The following is a 17,253-nucleotide window of genomic DNA, read 5'->3' as shown; positions in this document are numbered from 1 at the left end:
GAGTATCAAATGAAACATAAAAAAATAGGTATATTAGGCGGTACATTTAATCCAATTCATATAGGCCATCTTGTGATTGGCGAGCAAGCGTTAGCACAATTACAACTAGATAAAGTATATTTTATGCCCGATTTTATTCCGCCACATATTGATGCTAAAACAGCAATTGCTGCAAAAGATCGAGTTAATATGATTAATTTAGCCATTGAAAATAATCCGCAATTTGAGATTGAAATGAATGAAATAGAGCGTGGTGGAAAAAGTTATAGTTATGATACGATGATCAAACTAACACACTCACATCCGATGAATGAATATTATTTTATTATTGGTGGAGATATGGTATCGTACTTGCCAAAATGGTATCGAATTAATGATTTACTTTCATTAGTTACATTTGTTGGAGTTAATCGTCAAGGCAATCCTTATACTTCAAAATATCCAGTGAAATGGATTACAGTACCAACCATTGCTATTTCATCTACATTCATACGAAATAGTATTAAAAATCATAAAAACATTAGATATTTAGTTCCAGATAAAGTTTTAACTTATATTAAGGAGCATCATCTTTATGAATGAAAATAAATTAGATTATCAAAAATATTCATCGTATAGTAGAGAAGAAATTATTGCAAAAATGAAAAAAGTTTTAAAAAATGATCGGTTTGAACATTGTTTAAGAGTTGAGCAGGTTGCAATCGATTTAGCTAAAGAAAATAACTTTGATGAAACTGTAGCTGGGTTAGCAGGATTGGTTCATGATTATGCTAAACAACGTTCCTCAAACGATTTTGAAAAAGCTATTTATGAATATCATTTAGACCCTAACTTGTTAAATTACGGGAAATCAATTTGGCATGGATATGTCGGTTATTTATTTGTGCAACATGAACTGGGTATTAATGACATTCGAATTTTAGACGCGATTAAATATCATACAATTGCTGCTCCTTATATGGATATTTGTACTCAAATTGTATACATGGCGGATTATATTGAACCTAATCGGAATTTTGCTGGAGTTGATGAAGCACGTCGTTTGACGCACGATGATTTATGGAAAGGCGTAGTATACCAAAACCAAAATACAATGGATTTTCTAATTAAAAAAGGAAAAGCAATTTATCCGGCTGCAGTTGTTGCTTATAATTCGATTGTAGCAGGAATTAGATAGGAGAATTTATGAATAATCAAGAAATTTTGCAAATAATAGTTAAGGCTGCTGATGAAAGAAGAGCACATGATATTGAAGTTCTCAATATTGAGAAACTCAGTGTTATGGGAAGATATTTTGTTATTATGGACGCTAGTTCTGATCGACAAGTTAAAGCAATTTCTAATAATATTATTGACCATTTAAATGAAAATCATGTAAAAATTATTCATTTAGAAGGAAAAGATAATGCTAAATGGATTCTGATTGATTTGGGAGATGTAATCGTTCATGTCTTTACCTCAGAAACACGTGAATTTTATAACTTAGAAAAATTATGGGCAGACGCAACAGTTGAGGACATATCTGATTGGATAGCTGAGGATTAAAAATGATTTACAGTAAGTTTGCAACATTTTACGATGAGTTATTTGATAATCAATTATATAATCGTTGGTTTTCTTTTGTTGCTAATAATGTTAACAAAGATGATTACTTATTAGATTTAGCTTGTGGAACTGGGCGTCTACTTGTTCTTTTAAAGCAAGCAAATTATCAAGTAGTAGGAGTCGATTTATCTGATGACATGTTGACAATTGCACAAATGCATTTATCTGAACATGATTTTTTGAATACCGAATTGATTCAAGCTAATATGTTAGATTTAAATGGTTTAACTAATTTTAATGATATTATGTGTTTTGACGACTCAATTTGTTATCTAAATAATATTGAAGAAGTACAAGAGATGTTTCGTCAAGTCCATGGGCATTTAAAGCAGGAGGGTAAATTTTTGTTTGATGTAATTACCCCTTATCAAACTGATATTAAATATCCGGGATATATGTATAATTTTCGTGATCAAGATCATGCTTTTATGTGGACAACGTATGTTGGAAAACAAAGTCACTCTGTTGAACATGATTTATCATTTTTTGAATATAATGAAAAAATTAATGCTTATGATGAATACAGTGAAACACATAAAGAACGAACTTATGAATTAACTGAATATAAAAATGCTTTAAAATTAGCAGGATTTAAAAATATTAAAGTGACAAGTGATTTTGGGGAGCAAAAAATTGATGATGAAACTACTCGTTGGTTTTTTGTTTGTGAGAAAGCATAATGGAAAAATTAAAAGCAGTAGGAATTATTGCTGAATATGATCCATTTCATAACGGACATTTATTTCAACTGCAGACCGCGAGAGAAAAAACTAATGCTGATCTAGTAGTAGTTGTAATGAGCAGTAATTGGACCCAACGGGGGGAACCTGCAATTTTTGATAAATGGGCACGTACACAAATGGCATTGGATAATGGGGTTGACTTAGTAGTAGAATTACCAATTCAAGCTGCAGTACAACCAGCTAGTATCTTTGCTACTCAAGCGGTTAAATTAATTAACTATCTACAATGTTCGTTTTTATCTTTTGGAAGTGAACATGCTGATTGGGATTTTAATCAATTTAAAAATACTGATTTAAATTTTGAGTTATCTTTTGCCAAAGACTATCGAAAAACGTATCCCGAAATGTTTAGTCAATATCTTCGAGAAAATTTAGGATTGAAAATTAATAACCCTAATGATACGTTAGGATTTTGGTATGCTCAAGCAGCTCAAAAATTTAATTCTAATTTAGAATTAGTTCCAATTGATCGAAAAGAAAGTAATCATAGTGATGAATATTTGTTAAAGCAAATTTCAAGCGGAAAATCGATTAGATTGGCAATTAAAAATCAACAAATTGATTATTTAAATTATCTTCCCCAATCATCTATTAATCCTAATAATTTAAAGCCATTATTTTGGGATAATTTTTGGCCATATTTAAAATATGAAATTACCCAAATTTCATTATCTGATTTAAAAAAAATTTATCAAATGACTGATGGGCTAGAATATCGTTTCAAGAAAATGGTAATTAATGCTAACACTTTTACTGAATTTGTTAATGCAGTTAAAAGTAAAAGATATACCTATACTAGAATTCAAAGACTATGCGTTTATGTTTTATTTAAAATGACAACCCAAAATATAAATGAATGTGGTAGTTGTCTTAGAATTTTAGGAACAAATCAAATTGGACGGCAATATTTAAAGCAAATTAAACATGAATGTCCGGTTCCAATTATTTCAAAAATAGATAAAAATGTTTTTGAAAACCAACTTTATTTAGAGGGCAAAGCTGGCATTTTAACAGGTATGGTTAATGGAAAGCAACAAGATTTGTTACAACATTCAATAATAGTAGAATGAATAGCTATCAAGGAGCAGTCCTTGACATTGAATTTTTTTCTAAGTATAATTGAAACTGTTGCATTGGAGGTTATTTTATGAAATGGTCCTTTGAAAATTTACAAGGATATAAAGACAAACCTTACGAGGAATCTGCAGTCCTTGATTTAAAACAGACTTTAAAAGAACGATATCCAGATGAAATTTTAGATGCAACCCCATTTAATGTTTCAGTTTCAATTATTGCCGATGAGAGCGATGTAGTTATTGATGCAGACATTAAGGGAAGTATTACTGTTCCATCTTCAAGATCGTTAGTGCCAGTTAATATGCCGCTAGATTTTCATGTTAATGAAGTTTATGTAAATACAAAAGCTGCTTTAAATCGTTACGATGAAGAGGTGGTGGCTTTGTTAATTGATGAATCTGGAATGATTGATTTTGATAAGGCTGTTGTGGACAATGTGATTGTCCAAATTCCAATGCAAGTTCTTTCTCCAGATGAAAAGAATGGAAAACAAATGCCATCTGGAAATGACTGGAATGTTATTTCTGAAGATGATTTTGACCATCAAAAGGAGAATGCTAAAAAAGTTGATCCACGTTTCGCAAGTTTGAAGAATTTTTATTCTTCTGATAATGACGAAACTTAATAATTCACTAGTGGAAATTAAGTAAAGGGAGGTTATTAATAATGGCTGTACCAAAGAGAAAAACTTCTAAATCAAGAAGAGATAATCGTCGTGGACACATTAAATTGTCAGTTCCTGGCATGAGTCCATGTCCTAATTGTGGTGAACTCCGCAAATCACACTACGTATGTCCTAGTTGTGGATATTACGATGGTAAAGAAGTAGTTGCTAAAAAAAGTAACTAATTAAATTAAAGAACTTCGAAAACACCATGGGTTTTCGAAGTTCTTTTTTTATATATTTTTTTACTAATGGATTGACTAATGTTTAACTAGTAATTACACTTAATTAAAAATAAGGTGGTGCAATTAAAATGAACTCTGATATATATCATTCATTATTTACAGGATTAATGGGAATCGAAATTGAAGGTAATCGCTTTGATTTAAAAATTAATAGTTTATCCCGTTATAAACATCCTAAAGATTTAGGAAACCGTCGCAGTCAACCATATTTTCAAAATGACTTTACTGAATGTATGGAAGAATTAGTAACCGCACCGCAGCCAACGAATGAAAAAGTTATTAATCATTTACATTCATTACAATCTATTTTACAAAATGATTTACAGAAAAACGAAATTATTTGGCCATTATCAATGCCACCCAAACTAACATCGACAGATTTAATATTTTTAAAAACTACATCCAAAAATCGTCCTTGGTATCAAGCATATCTAGACAATTTAATGCATAAATATGGTCCATATAGACAGTTAATTGCGGGCGTTCATGTCAATTATTCCCCAAATGAAAAGATAGTTGATAATTTTCAAAAAAAGCATCAAATTAAATCAATAAAAAAAGCGAAAAATGAACTATTGTTTAAAATTGGTCAACAAATTGTTGGATATCGTTGGCTTTTAACTTATTTATTTGGTGCAACGCCAGTTAGTGAGAACTTAAATGATACTATTCCTCAAAATATTCGCCAAAAGGAACCCTTTCGCTCGATTCGTGCTAGTGAATATGGTTATACTAATTTTCCAGATGTTCGTGTTTCTTATGCAACTTTAGAGGGTTTTATTAATGATATAGTTAATTCAGTAAATGATGGTAAGTTAAGTAGTTCTAGTGAGTTTTATGGTCCGGTTCGTTTGAAAGGTACTAATAAAATAGAAGATGTAATTAAAAAAGGAGCAAAATACGTTGAATTTAGGATTTTTGATGATAATCCATTTTCAATCAATGGAGTTACACTTCAATCATTGAATTTTGTTCATTTATTGGTCATTGATGAATTGATTACTGATAAAAGTTGGAATAAGTCAGAATTAAATCAGGCACATTATGATAATCAATATACCGCCTTACAACATCCATATGATGATTTGTCAGTTGATTTAAAAAATAAAGCACTAGAATTATTGAATCGATTAGATTCTATTGTAAAAAATGCTCCAAAAAATTTACAATCTCAACTAGAACAAACAGTAAAATCAGCACGTACAGATATCTTAAATCCTAAGAGGACAGTTGCTGGGCAATTAATGCCATTTATTCGTAATGGATCATTAGAAAAATTTGGAATTGAACAAGGACTTAAATATAAAAATGATTTTTCTAGAGAAACGTTAGTAGAAAAATTCCCAGGAATACCAAAAAATTTAATTCAAAGTTATATTCAAGCACATAAACTCGGATTTAAAGTTAAGATAAATAATGATGATAATTTAATCGTTAGTATTAATGGTAAGAAACATGAACTATCCCAAAATAAAAATTTACTTAACTATATATAATTGTTAACTAGATTGACTTATATTTATAATGAATGATTTTTAATGTTATTTGGCTATCATTCATTTCTATATTTATGTTGTTAAACGTGGTACAATTCATATTGTTAAAAATATAGAAAGGGAGTTTTTGTATGAACGGAGAAATTTACGGAAATACTGAAGATATGGCGCAAAGATTAGTTGCTAAGACTTATCAAAAAGTTGCCATTGGTTTATTAATAACTGGAATCGTAATGGCATTTATGTCTACTTTTATGACTAAATTTGTTATGTCAATGGGGATTGGAACTTCATTATTAATTTTAGTTGTAGCATTAGGACTAATGTTTGCTCTTGGTCATTCAGTTAACGATGAAAGTACGAGTGCTTCAACAACCAATACTATTTATTACTTAATGACAATTTTGTTTGGAGTTTCTTTGAGTCCAGTATTAATTTACTACGATGTTAGAACAATTGGACTTGCTTTTTTGGGTACAGCATTGATGTTTGGTGGTTTAACTTTGTATGCCAACAAAACGAAACGTAATTTTCTTGGAATGGGAGTATACCTATTTTGGGCATTGCTTGCAGCAATTGTGCTTAGTTTAGTTGCAATGTTATTAAGAATCCCAACATTATATATTATTATTGATGTTGTAATGCTAGTAATCTTTTCATTTTACATTATTTGGGATACTCAAAGTGTAAAACAATATGCCAGTTCTGTTACCTCAGAAAGTCAATTACAAAAGTTTAGCGCTATGAGTGCTTTAAGTATTTATCTTGATATTCTTAATATTTTTGAAATTTTACTTGAACTAATTGGAATGAGTAGCAATAATCGTTAATTAATTATATTTAAACTAACTTAAAAGGATGGGATTAGTTAGATAACTAATCCCATCCTTTTAATATTATTTATTTTTTGTGATGTTTTTGACGATTTTTATTTCGATTTCGATTTTTTTCAGATTGTTTATTTGCTTGATTATTTTCTTCTTTTTCAACATTATTTTCAATTGAGTTCAATGTGTCAGGAATAACTATTTTAGGTGGATTCTTTTTTGCTTCTTCATTTATTTTTTTGATAATTCTTGGTCGATATGAATTAACAATTAATTGTTGTAAAATTGCAAAAACTCCTCCAATGAAAAAGTAAATTCCTAATCCAGCTGGAGACGACATAGAAACAAAAAAAATCATGATAGGGCTGATTAACATCATCATTCCCATTTGCTTTCGTTGTTCTTTTGGCATCCCAATTACAGATAAATATCCTTGAACGGCATAAACTACAAATGAAAGAACAGCTAACAAAACACTCTTTTGTCCCAATTGAATTCCCATGAAAACAGTATGAGATAATTCTGGAGAATACCTAATTGCAGCATACAAAGCTGCAAAAATAGGGAGTTGAATCAACATTGGCAAACATCCAATTCCACCAGTCATACTGATGTTATTATCACGATATAATTTCATCATTTGTTGGTTAAGTGCAACTTGTTCTTCTTGATTTTTCGCATTTTTCATCAACTTTTGTAATTTAGTTAATTGTGGCTTGACTAAATTCATTTTTTCTTGTTGAATAGTTGATTTTTTTAGTTGATTAATCATTAAGGGTAGTAAAATACACCTTACAGCAACTGTAATTACGATCAAAGACCAACCATAACCACCAACAAACTTTGCTAGCCAATCCATTAAATGCTGTCCTGGAACAGCAAGATAGTTATATACTAATCCGTATGGATGACCATGTGAGTCAGTTCTAACACACCCTGTTAGTAATAAAGCCGCAGATGCGACGACTCCTAATAGTGTATATTTTTTCATCTTTTTCATTTATACAGCTCCTAACTATAAAATCATATTCTTAATACTAAACTAAAGCATAGTTTATCGCAATTATGTCCTCAATTATTATTGGATAATTTGAAAGTTATTGAATTTTTTTGTATCTTTGATAATTTTAGTACTTATCTTATTAATTTTTGCATAAGGATTAGGGAAGTTGCGTAAGTACTCAATAAATTTTGTGATTTGCTGATTTAATCCCTGGACATAAATTTCAACTTTTCCATTTTTTAAATTTTTGACAGTGCCATTTAATTTTAGCGAATCAGCAATCATCGAAGTAGTGTAACGAAAGCCCACTCCTTGAACTTTTCCAGTTACTGTTATTATTACTGTTTTCATAGTAGAAAATCACTTTCATTTTAATTGATTGTGGTAGTATTAACTTATAATATAATAATCTAATGGAGTTGCTAATGGAACGAATTTCGTCAAAACAAAACAAAATAATTAAAGATTTAAAAAAGTTGTCTACTAATAAGGGACGTAAAAAAAATAGTCAATATATGATTGAAAGTTGGCATTTAGTTCAAGAAGCAATTAATTATTTACCTCAAGACGAAATCATTAGTATTTATACAACTGATGATCAATATTTAAAACATGGTAGCGATATTAATGATTTTAAAATAACCTTAATTTCAGACGAAGTAGCTCAAGAATTAAGTGATACATCCACAACACAAGGGATTTTTGCGGTCTGTAAGATTATTCCTTCTAGTTTTGATGAAAATAATGATCTACATGGAGCTTGGTTATTGTTAGACGATGTTCAGGATCCTGGTAATATTGGTACTATGGTAAGAACTGCTGATGCAGCGGGATTTAGTGGAGTAGTTTTTGGTGAAGGAACCGCTAGTCCTTATAATAGTAAAGTTTTACGTTCAATGCAGGGAAGTCAGTTTCACATAAAGGTGGTGAGACAATCACTTTTAAAAGTGATGGAATTATTTAATTTTAAAGGCTTTCCGATTTATGGTTCTGAATTGAATCCAGAAGCTGTTAATTATCGTAGCATTACTCCTGTTAATGATTTCGCTTTAGTTATGGGAAATGAAGGGAATGGAATGAAGCAAGAATTGTTGGATAAAACTACTAAAAATTTGTATATTCCAATTACAGGGAAAGCAGAATCGTTAAATGTAGCGATTGCAGCAGCAGTAATTATGTTTCGAATTAAGAAATAATTACATGAATGGATGTGAAAGAGTTGAAAAAACAAAATTGGAAAGATGATCCAGAATATATAGCATGTGTTTCTGATTTGTTAGAATCAAACGAAATAAAAGAATTAGCTAATTATACGCAACATCATCATTCTACTCGTTTAAAACACTGTATAGATGTATCCTATGAAAGTTATAAAATTGCTAAAAAAATGCATTTAGATTATCGGGCCGCCGCTCGAGGTGGATTATTACATGACTTGTTTTACTATGACTGGAGAACTACTAAATTTGAGGTTGGTTCACATGCATATATTCATCCACGAGTAGCTTTACGAAATGCTAAAAAAATTACTGATTTAACGCCTAAAGAAGAAGATATAATATTGAAACACATGTGGGGCTTAACATTAGCAAGACCGAAATATATGGAAAGTGTTATTGTTTCATTAGTTGATGATTATGCAGCGGTTAATGAATTTATGGCTCCATTAGAGACGAAAGTTAAAAAATTGTTAGCAAAAAATGAAAAAAGTAATAATTTAAAGGGGTGATATAATGAAACGACAAACCTCCAAGTATAATGAGACAGAATGTTTATGTTCTAAGTTTCAAGAAGCTTTTTGTATTTTAGGTAAAAAATGGAATGGCATGATTATTGAATCATTGTTGATTGGAAATTCTTTACGTTTTGGTGAAATTGCAAAAAAAATTGAAACATGTAGTGATCGAGTATTAACAGCTAGATTGAAAGAATTACAAAAATTAAAAATTGTTGTACGAAAAACCTCACCAGACTCAGCTATAATTAAATATGAACTAACTGAAAAAGGCCGTGGGTTAAAGCCAATTATGACAGATGTACATAATTGGGCCGACGAGTGGTGCGATGGTAACAAATAATCTTGACCATTATAAATGTTTGTTTTATAGTTTTAATAACTACGTGGACAAAAGAAGTAGTAGGCTATGAATATAAGAACAGAGAGATTAGAAATGCTGGAACTAATCATTAGAGCTGAATTCGCTTTTGAAAGTAGGCATAAATAATTAATTAAAAATGTCCGATTAATGATCGTTATCCATTTAAGAGTGCACACTTTTTAGTGTGAATTTGGGTGGTAACGCGAAGCTTCGTCCCTACATTAAGGGAGGGCTTTTTTTTTGGAAAAAGGAAGGTAATTATGAGTTTAAAAGAAGAGTTAGAAACAATTAAACAAACTGGATTACAAGAGGTAACATCTGCGTCAGATATTAAGATGTTAAATGAAATTAAAATTAAGTTTTTAGGTAAAAAAGGCCCTATTACTAAAGCTCTACGCGGAATTTCACAATTATCGGTAGCTGAAAGACCAACTGTAGGAAGTTTTGCTAATAAAGTGCGTGATGAACTTACGGCCGCTATTAATGAAAAACAAACGCAACTTGAAAAAGAAATTCTAAACAAACAATTAGAGTCTGAGACAATTGATGTTACTTTGCCAGGAAATAACATTCCGATGGGTCATCCTCATGTTATTCAACAAATTATTGATGAAATTGAAGACATTTATATTGGAATGGGATATCAAGTATTAAGTGGTCCAGAAGTTGAAGAAGAACACTATAATTTTGAAATGATGAATTTGCCTAAAAACCATCCAGCTCGTGATATGCAAGACACTTTTTATATCACTAAGGAAATTTTAATGCGTACCCATACGTCGCCTATGCAGGCTCGTGCTTTGCAAAATCATGATTTCAGTAAAGGGCCACTAAAAATGATTTCTCCTGGAGTTGTTTTTAGAAGAGATACAGATGATCCTACCCATTCACACCAATTTCACCAAGTTGAAGGGATTGTGATTGATAAACACATTACGATGTCTGATTTAAAGGGAACTTTAGAAGTAATGTCTCATAAATTATTTGGTGATAAATTTAAAGTTCGCGTTCGTCCTAGTTATTTTCCCTTTACCGAACCCTCAGTAGAAGCAGATGTAACTTGCATGAACTGTGGAGGAAAAGGTTGCGAGGTTTGCAAAGGATCCGGTTGGATTGAAGTATTAGGAGCAGGTATGGTTCATCCCAATGTTTTGAAAATGGCAGGGGTTGATAGTCAAGAATATGGTGGTTTTGCTTTTGGGGTAGGTCCAGATCGCTTTGCAATGTTGAAATACGGAGTTAATGATATTCGTGATTTCTATCTTAATGATTTAAGATTTTTAACTCAATTTGATTAATAGGGAGGAATAAAATTGTTATTATCTTATGATTGGCTAAGTGATTATTTAAAAATAAATCTTTCTCCTAAAGATTTGGGAGAAAAAATTGAAAGAACTTCAGTAGAAGTTGATTCTGTTTTTAAACGAAGCGATGGTTTAAAAAAATTAATAGTTGGTAAAATCTTATCGATTAAAAAACATCCCGATGCAGAGCATTTAAATATTTGTCAAGTTGATGTCGGAAATGATGAACCACAACAAATAGTTTGTGGAGCACCTAATGTTGAAGTGGGCAAAAAGGTAATAGTCGCGTTACCTGGTGCTCGTATTGGTGGAAATATAAAAATCAAAAAAGCCAAAATGCGTGGGGTTCAATCAAACGGTATGTTATGTGCCTTAGATGAAATTGGTTTTCCTAAAGAAATTGTTCCTGATGAATGGAAGGATGGAATCTATTTTCTCCCTGATGATGCTAAAGTTGGAGATGAGATTTATTCATATTTAGGTATGAACGATTCATTGATTGATTTAGACGTGACGCCTAACCGTGGCGACATGTTAAGTCTTAGAGGAGCAGTTTATGATTTAGGAGCAGTTTTGAATCAAAAAGTAGATTTTGAAGAAACTGTTGAACCATCTAAAGGCGATGATTTTAGTGCCGATAGTATAAAAGCAACAGTAAATGATTCTTTGGCTCCTATTTATCAGCTTAAGGTTGTTAAAAATGTTGACGTAAAACCAAGTCCTTTATGGCTCCAAATTAAACTATGGAATTTAGGAATTAAACCAATAAATAATGTAGTTGATATAACTAATTTTGTCATGATGAAATTGGGTCAGCCATTACATGCTTATGATTTGGATCAAATAACTAATCATCATTTAGAAGTTCGTAAAGCTAAAAATGGTGAAAAAATAACTACTTTGGATGATAAAGAACGTGAATTAGATGATGTAGATATTGTTATTGCTGATGAAGAAAAGCCGGTCGCACTTGCTGGGTTGATGGGTGGATTGCAAAGCAGTGTGTCTGCAAAAACAAAAAATATTGTCATCGAAGCTGGAGTTTTTGATTCAGTTTTAACCCGTAAGATGGCTCAAAAAGAACTCTTGCATACGGATGCTTCCCAAAGGTTTGAACGTGGAGTTGATAAGGGAAATGTAGAAAATGCACTTAACTACGCTGCTGGTATGATTCAAAAAAATACTGAAGCAATCGCTAGTAAAGATGTGGTTACTGGTAGCATGGAAACAATAAATCCCGTTAATATTGAAATCACAGTCGCAAAAATTAATCATGTGTTAGGAACTTCTCTAAGTGAAGCGGAAGTTATTTCAATTTTTAAACGACTTGGATTTGGAATTGAAAAACAGGATGACAAATTATTAGTAACAATTCCAACTAGATGTTGGGATATCAAAATTGATGCTGACTTATACGAAGAAGTTGCCAGAATTTATGGTTATGACAACATTCCAAGCACCCTTCCAATTACTACCACCACCGAGGGTGGATTAACTGTTAAACAAAAATTAATTAAAAAATCCCGTCAAACGCTCCAGGGAATGGGATTGAATCACGCAATTTCTTATTCGTTAACTAATGCAGATAAAGCTAAAATGTTCATGCTTAATTCAAGTAAGGAAACCAGTTTACAATGGCCTATGACTAATGATCATTCTGTTTTACGCATGAACTTGATTTCTGGATTGTTAGATGATGTTGCATATAATCAAGCTCGTGGAGTGGTTGATGTTCCTTTTTATGAACAAGGTAGAGTCTTTTTCAAAAATAACGATGAAGTTCGTCCAACTGAAATTGAACACATTGCAGGAGCTATTTCTGGATCGTTAGTTCCATCAACTTGGAATGAAAAATCTAAACCAGTAGATTTCTTTGAAATAAAAGGGATTGTAGCCAAATATTTAGAAACTTTGTCTTTAAAAGATTCAATTACTTTTGTTTCAAGTGATGAAATAAAGGAAATGCATCCTGGAAGAACAGCATTGATTAAACTAGGCGATGAAATAATTGGGTTCGTGGGTCAAGTACATCCTACAATTGCCAATCAATTTAAAATTAAACAAACATACGTTTTTGAGATTGACTTAGATAAATTAATTAATGCAGATAAAACGGGTCAACAATATCAAGTTGTAAGTTCATATCCTAGTATTAAACGTGATATTGCAATGTTAATTGATCAGCAAGTTACAAATGAGCAAATCTATACAATTATTAAACGTCGTGGTGGTGCCTTTTTGAAAGACATTACTTTATTTGATGTATATGATGGGGACCATGTTCCAAATGGGAAAAAATCTTTAGCATACTCATTAACATTTGAAAATCCTAATGATACCTTGAAAGATGATGTAGTAAATAAATCAGTTAAAAAAATTGAAAAATATTTACAAGATGAACTCAAAGTTGAAATTAGATAATACTATTTTTTTGGCACGGATGGAGGAGACAATGACAACTAAAAATAAGCATCCCGTTATTATTGGTGTAACAGGCGGTTCTAGTAGTGGTAAAACAACAGTCAGTAAAGCAATTTTACAACGTCTTTTAGGTCATTCAATTAGTATTATCCAACAGGATTCATATTATAATGATCAAACTAATATGACGATGGAACAAAGGAAAAAAGTAAATTATGACCATCCTAATGCATTTGATAATGATTTATTAGTAGATCATTTGAATGATTTGCTTGCGTATAAAACAATTGAAAAACCTGTTTACGACTACACTACTTTTACTAGAAGTAAACGAACTGAAAAGCAGGAGCCGACGGATGTTATTATTTTAGAAGGAATTTTAACTTTAAATGATGAACGGCTTCGGAATTTGATGGATATTAAAGTTTTTGTTGATACTGATGATGACATTCGTTTAATTCGTAGAATTCAACGTGATACAAAAGAACGCGGAAGAAGTTTGGATTCCGTTATTCAACAATACTTGGCAACCGTCAAACCAATGTATCATCAATTTGTAGAACCGACTAAACGTTATGCAGATATTATCATTCCTCGTGGAGGCGAAAATGCTGTTGCAATTGATTTGTTAGCTACCAAGGTTAAAGCTATTTTTGGAACTGACGACAATAATCCAGTTGTCAATTATTAAACGTTTTATTTGATAATGGCAATTTTTCATGATAAATTCTATTTTGAATAAAATAATTGAGGTGTAGAAATGGCAGAAGAAAAAGTATATCCAATGACTCAAGACGGGAAGGATAAATTAGAGGAAGAACTTGAAGATTTAAAGACTAATCAGCGTCCTCACGTAATTGAACAAATTAAGATTGCAAGAAGTTATGGTGATTTATCAGAAAATTCCGAGTATAAATCGGCAAAAAATGAACAAGCTTTATTAGAAAGTAGAATCAATACAGTTGAACATATGCTTCAGTTTGCCCAAGTTGTAGATGAAGAGGAAACAGCTTCTGACGAGGTTAGTGTTGGTAAAACTGTCCAATTTAAGGAACTACCAGACGGAGAGCCTGAGGTTTATCAAATTGTTGGTGCAGCCGAAGCCGACCCGCTTGGTGGCAAGGTTTCTAATGATTCTCCCATTGCTAAAGGATTATTAGGACATAAAATTGGTGAAGAAGTAGATATTGCAATTCCTGATGGCGTAATGCATGTAAAGATTATCTCAGTTGAATAATTATAAGTTGAATTTTATTGAATATTCTCAATAAAATTCAACTTTTTATTAAAATTAATTTTTTCTGGAGCTCAATATTGTGGTCTTAAGCGTATAATGTAATAATGGACATAACTGTAAAATTTAGTTTCATAGTGATTAAAACTATAAGTTTTAATTTAATTATTATTAAGGGGTAACTGTTGTGGGGAGTTTCTTTGGTAAATTTTTCAAAAAAAGAACACGAGCAAATAGTCAAGAAAACGGAACAAGTAAAATTCCTTTTCGTTTAAATTTAATTTTTATAATTGTTGGAATATTATTTGCTGTTTTAATCTGGAAGTTAGCTGATTTACAAATTATTCAAGGCAATTATTTTAAATCAAATGTTAATCAAAGTAATAATTCTACTGTATATGGAAATGTACAACGGGGAATGATTTATGATTCAACTGGTAAACAAATTGCAGGAAATAAATCAGAACGTGCCATTATATATACGAAAGGCCCAGGAGTAACTTCTGATGAAATGTATCAAAATGCAACCAAATTAGGTAGTTTTATTAAAGTTCCGACAAAAAAACTAACTAAAAAACAAATTGCTGAATATTATTTAGCAAATGCGAATAATAGAAAACAGATTGCAAAATCGATACCGAATGCTGCTAATTTATCTCCGGATGCTTTACAAGCAGCTGAAATCAAAAAGTTTAAAGAAGGTTCTGTAGCTGAAGTTACACCTTCAATGAAAAATGCTGCTATTATTTATACTGAAATGAGTGGTGCTTATCAATTATCCACTACTTATATTAAATATAGTGGGGTTTCTAATAAAGAAGTTGCAGAAGTTGGAGAACATCAAAGTGAAATGCCTGGTGTTCAAGTTGGAACTAGCTGGAAGCGAAGCTATCCTGATGGTAATGGATTCCAATCAATTACTGGAACAGTTTCATCAAATAAAGTTGGTTTGCCAGAAGATCGGGTTAATCAATTACTTTCTCAAGGATATTCGCAAAACGAATCGGTTGGGCAAAGTAACCTAGAAGAAGAATATGAGCCAATATTGAAAGGCTCCAAATCTCAGACTGATGTTAAATTGAATAGTAATAATCAGATTGTTAAGCAAGTCAAAAAATATCCCGGACAACGTGGTGACAATTTGCAATTAACTATCAATGCTAAGTTTCAAAAGGATCTTCAAAAATTAGTTAAAGATGCTCAACCTGGTGGTAATGCTACTGGAACTTATGCAGTAGCTATGAATCCAAATACTGGTGCAGTAATTGGGATGGCCGGAGTTAATCGTGATCCTAAGACTAATAAAGTTACTCAAAATGATATTGGAAATATCAACAATGCTATTACTATGGGATCAGTAGTTAAAGGAGCCACTGTTTCAGGTGCTTTGATGGACCACGTTATCACTCCTACTAACAGTACATTAACCGATGAACCTATTAAAAATGGTGGATCATCAAAAAGTTCATGGTTCAATAAGACCGGTAATGCAAACATGCCGGTTACTGCTTCTGACGCCTTGGAAGTTTCATCTAATTCTTATATGATGCAATTAGCCATGAAAGAAGCAAACTTTAAATATGTTCCTGGTGGCCAATTAAATATGAACCCAAATATCTTTGATATTGAACGTGGATATTTCAATCAATTTGGGCTGGGGATAAAAACTGGGATTGATTTGCCAGGAGAATCAGCTGGTATTAAAGGACCAGGTGGATTTGCAAACATTGGTAAAGCACTTGATGAATCATATGGAAACTATGATGGGTATACTACTATGCAAGTTGCTCAATACATGTCAACCATTGCAAATGGCGGATATCGTCTTAAACCTCATGTTGTTCAAAATATTCGTGGCACGAATAGCAAAACTGGAAAATTAGGTGCTGTTAAAGAAACTATCATGCCAAAAGCTTTAAATGAGATTCCAATGACAGAAGATGAACGTAATGTTGTTAAAGATGGATTATATAAAGTAGTCCACGGGAATAATAAGTACAAGACTGGTGGAGCACTAGCAGATATTTCACCAGAAATATCGGCGAAAACGGGAACAGCCCAAACATTTTATAATGGGAAGCCCACCGTTACATTGAGTTTAGCTTCATATGCACCATCAACCCATCCTCAAGTAGTTGTTGCACTTGCAATGCCAAACCTTCCAACTGATGCTGAAAGCAATAATATGGATTTAGCTAAAAATATTTATAAAGCATATTGGAAAGATGTTCAAAATAAACCAGATAAATAGCGTCAAGTATAAATACTTAACATTTATTTAGTTAATTTGTAGAATTTATTTCCAAAAGATGTTAAACTGATACTTGTTATAGTTGATGTTAAAAAGAAATTGTTTGGAGGTATTTAACATGCGTGTACACATTACTTTAGAATGTACTGAATGTCACGAGCGCAATTACTTAACTTCTAAAAATCGTCGTAATAATCCCGATCGTTTAGAATTAGATAAATATTGCCCTCGTGAAAGAAAAGTTACATTACACCGTGAAACAAAATAAGATTTTGGGCTATTGC

Annotated in this window: 20 protein-coding genes and 1 other annotated feature; of the genes, 18 read left to right on the top strand and 2 right to left on the bottom strand. The window is 31.7% G+C overall.

Annotation, left to right across the window (positions count from 1 at the left end; genetic code table 11):
- The first annotated feature begins 9 nt into the window (after positions 1–9).
- The 9 genes from AC0GLR_RS03750 to AC0GLR_RS03710 all read left to right on the top strand — a co-directional run bounded on the left by AC0GLR_RS03750 (position 10) and on the right by AC0GLR_RS03710 (position 6,660).
- The gene (locus AC0GLR_RS03750) at positions 10–582 is read left to right on the top strand and encodes a nicotinate-nucleotide adenylyltransferase (RefSeq protein WP_495604157.1); all 573 of its coding nucleotides are present in this window, start codon (positions 10–12) and stop codon (positions 580–582) included.
- The gene (gene yqeK / locus AC0GLR_RS03745; RefSeq protein WP_495604156.1) at positions 575–1,177 is read left to right on the top strand and encodes a bis(5'-nucleosyl)-tetraphosphatase (symmetrical) YqeK; all 603 of its coding nucleotides are present in this window, start codon (positions 575–577) and stop codon (positions 1,175–1,177) included. Before AC0GLR_RS03750 ends, yqeK begins: the two co-directional genes overlap by 8 nt.
- 8 nt (positions 1,178–1,185) lie before the next feature.
- A complete protein-coding gene (rsfS, locus tag AC0GLR_RS03740) occupies positions 1,186–1,545 on the top strand; it encodes a ribosome silencing factor (RefSeq protein ID WP_495604155.1) in 360 nt (119 codons plus the stop codon).
- Positions 1,546–1,547: 2 nt separating this feature from the next.
- Entirely contained in the window at positions 1,548–2,285 is a 738-nt protein-coding gene (locus tag AC0GLR_RS03735; protein ID WP_495604154.1) for a class I SAM-dependent DNA methyltransferase, read from the top strand.
- Positions 2,285–3,418 (top strand): nucleotidyltransferase, encoded by a 1,134-nt coding sequence (locus AC0GLR_RS03730; RefSeq protein ID WP_495604153.1) that lies wholly within the window; start codon positions 2,285–2,287, stop codon positions 3,416–3,418. The genes AC0GLR_RS03735 and AC0GLR_RS03730 overlap by 1 nt, the downstream gene beginning before the upstream one ends.
- 77 nt (positions 3,419–3,495) lie before the next feature.
- Entirely contained in the window at positions 3,496–4,050 is a 555-nt protein-coding gene (locus AC0GLR_RS03725; RefSeq protein WP_495604152.1) for a DUF177 domain-containing protein, read from the top strand.
- A 41-nt stretch (positions 4,051–4,091) separates the two neighbouring features.
- Complete coding sequence (gene rpmF / locus AC0GLR_RS03720) at positions 4,092–4,274, top strand: 50S ribosomal protein L32 (RefSeq protein ID WP_054646245.1); 183 nt, start codon at positions 4,092–4,094, stop codon at positions 4,272–4,274.
- 128 nt (positions 4,275–4,402) lie between these two features.
- The gene (locus AC0GLR_RS03715) at positions 4,403–5,830 is read left to right on the top strand and encodes a glutamate--cysteine ligase (RefSeq protein WP_495604151.1); all 1,428 of its coding nucleotides are present in this window, start codon (positions 4,403–4,405) and stop codon (positions 5,828–5,830) included.
- 131 nt (positions 5,831–5,961) lie between these two features.
- Entirely contained in the window at positions 5,962–6,660 is a 699-nt protein-coding gene (locus AC0GLR_RS03710; protein ID WP_054646243.1) for a Bax inhibitor-1/YccA family protein, read from the top strand.
- Between the two features lie 70 nt (positions 6,661–6,730).
- Here the strand turns inward: AC0GLR_RS03710 and yidC are convergent, their stop codons facing one another.
- Together yidC and AC0GLR_RS03700 are read right to left on the bottom strand one after the other, a co-directional pair.
- A complete protein-coding gene (gene yidC / locus AC0GLR_RS03705; protein WP_495604150.1) occupies positions 6,731–7,657 on the bottom strand; it encodes a membrane protein insertase YidC in 927 nt (308 codons plus the stop codon).
- A 78-nt stretch (positions 7,658–7,735) separates the two neighbouring features.
- Complete coding sequence (locus AC0GLR_RS03700) at positions 7,736–8,011, bottom strand: acylphosphatase (protein ID WP_495604149.1); 276 nt, start codon at positions 8,009–8,011, stop codon at positions 7,736–7,738.
- 74 nt (positions 8,012–8,085) lie between these two features.
- Between AC0GLR_RS03700 and AC0GLR_RS03695 the strand changes: the two genes are divergently transcribed.
- The 9 genes from AC0GLR_RS03695 (at position 8,086) to rpmG (ending at position 17,237) form a co-directional block, all read left to right on the top strand.
- The gene (locus tag AC0GLR_RS03695) at positions 8,086–8,856 is read left to right on the top strand and encodes a TrmH family RNA methyltransferase (protein WP_495604148.1); all 771 of its coding nucleotides are present in this window, start codon (positions 8,086–8,088) and stop codon (positions 8,854–8,856) included.
- A 23-nt stretch (positions 8,857–8,879) separates the two neighbouring features.
- Positions 8,880–9,389, top strand: a complete 510-nt coding sequence (locus AC0GLR_RS03690; RefSeq protein ID WP_495604147.1) for an HD domain-containing protein — start codon at positions 8,880–8,882, stop codon at positions 9,387–9,389.
- 4 nt (positions 9,390–9,393) lie between these two features.
- Positions 9,394–9,738: a winged helix-turn-helix transcriptional regulator gene (locus AC0GLR_RS03685; protein ID WP_495604146.1), complete on the top strand. Its 345-nt coding sequence runs from the start codon at positions 9,394–9,396 to the stop codon at positions 9,736–9,738.
- Between the two features lie 35 nt (positions 9,739–9,773).
- Positions 9,774–9,980 (top strand) — a binding site (T-box leader).
- Between the two features lie 39 nt (positions 9,981–10,019).
- Entirely contained in the window at positions 10,020–11,057 is a 1,038-nt protein-coding gene (pheS, locus tag AC0GLR_RS03680; protein WP_495604145.1) for a phenylalanine--tRNA ligase subunit alpha, read from the top strand.
- A gap of 15 nt (positions 11,058–11,072) precedes the next feature.
- Positions 11,073–13,484, top strand: coding sequence for a phenylalanine--tRNA ligase subunit beta (gene pheT / locus AC0GLR_RS03675; RefSeq protein ID WP_495604144.1), 2,412 nt, complete (start codon positions 11,073–11,075; stop codon positions 13,482–13,484).
- Between the two features lie 31 nt (positions 13,485–13,515).
- Positions 13,516–14,175, top strand: a complete 660-nt coding sequence (udk, locus tag AC0GLR_RS03670) for a uridine kinase (protein ID WP_495604143.1) — start codon at positions 13,516–13,518, stop codon at positions 14,173–14,175.
- Between the two features lie 69 nt (positions 14,176–14,244).
- The gene (greA, locus tag AC0GLR_RS03665) at positions 14,245–14,721 is read left to right on the top strand and encodes a transcription elongation factor GreA (protein ID WP_495604142.1); all 477 of its coding nucleotides are present in this window, start codon (positions 14,245–14,247) and stop codon (positions 14,719–14,721) included.
- Between the two features lie 184 nt (positions 14,722–14,905).
- Positions 14,906–16,969 carry a peptidoglycan D,D-transpeptidase FtsI family protein gene (locus AC0GLR_RS03660; protein WP_495604141.1) on the top strand — a complete coding sequence of 688 codons (2,064 nt, stop codon included), beginning with the start codon at positions 14,906–14,908 and terminating at the stop codon, positions 16,967–16,969.
- 118 nt (positions 16,970–17,087) lie between these two features.
- Entirely contained in the window at positions 17,088–17,237 is a 150-nt protein-coding gene (gene rpmG, locus AC0GLR_RS03655) for a 50S ribosomal protein L33 (protein ID WP_054646234.1), read from the top strand.
- Positions 17,238–17,253 lie beyond the last annotated feature (16 nt).

The organism is Fructilactobacillus sp. YLN 2412, from assembly GCF_059488745.1.
The sequence above is the reverse complement of the archived record's forward strand: the minus strand, read 5'-3'. Positions and strand labels throughout refer to the sequence as shown.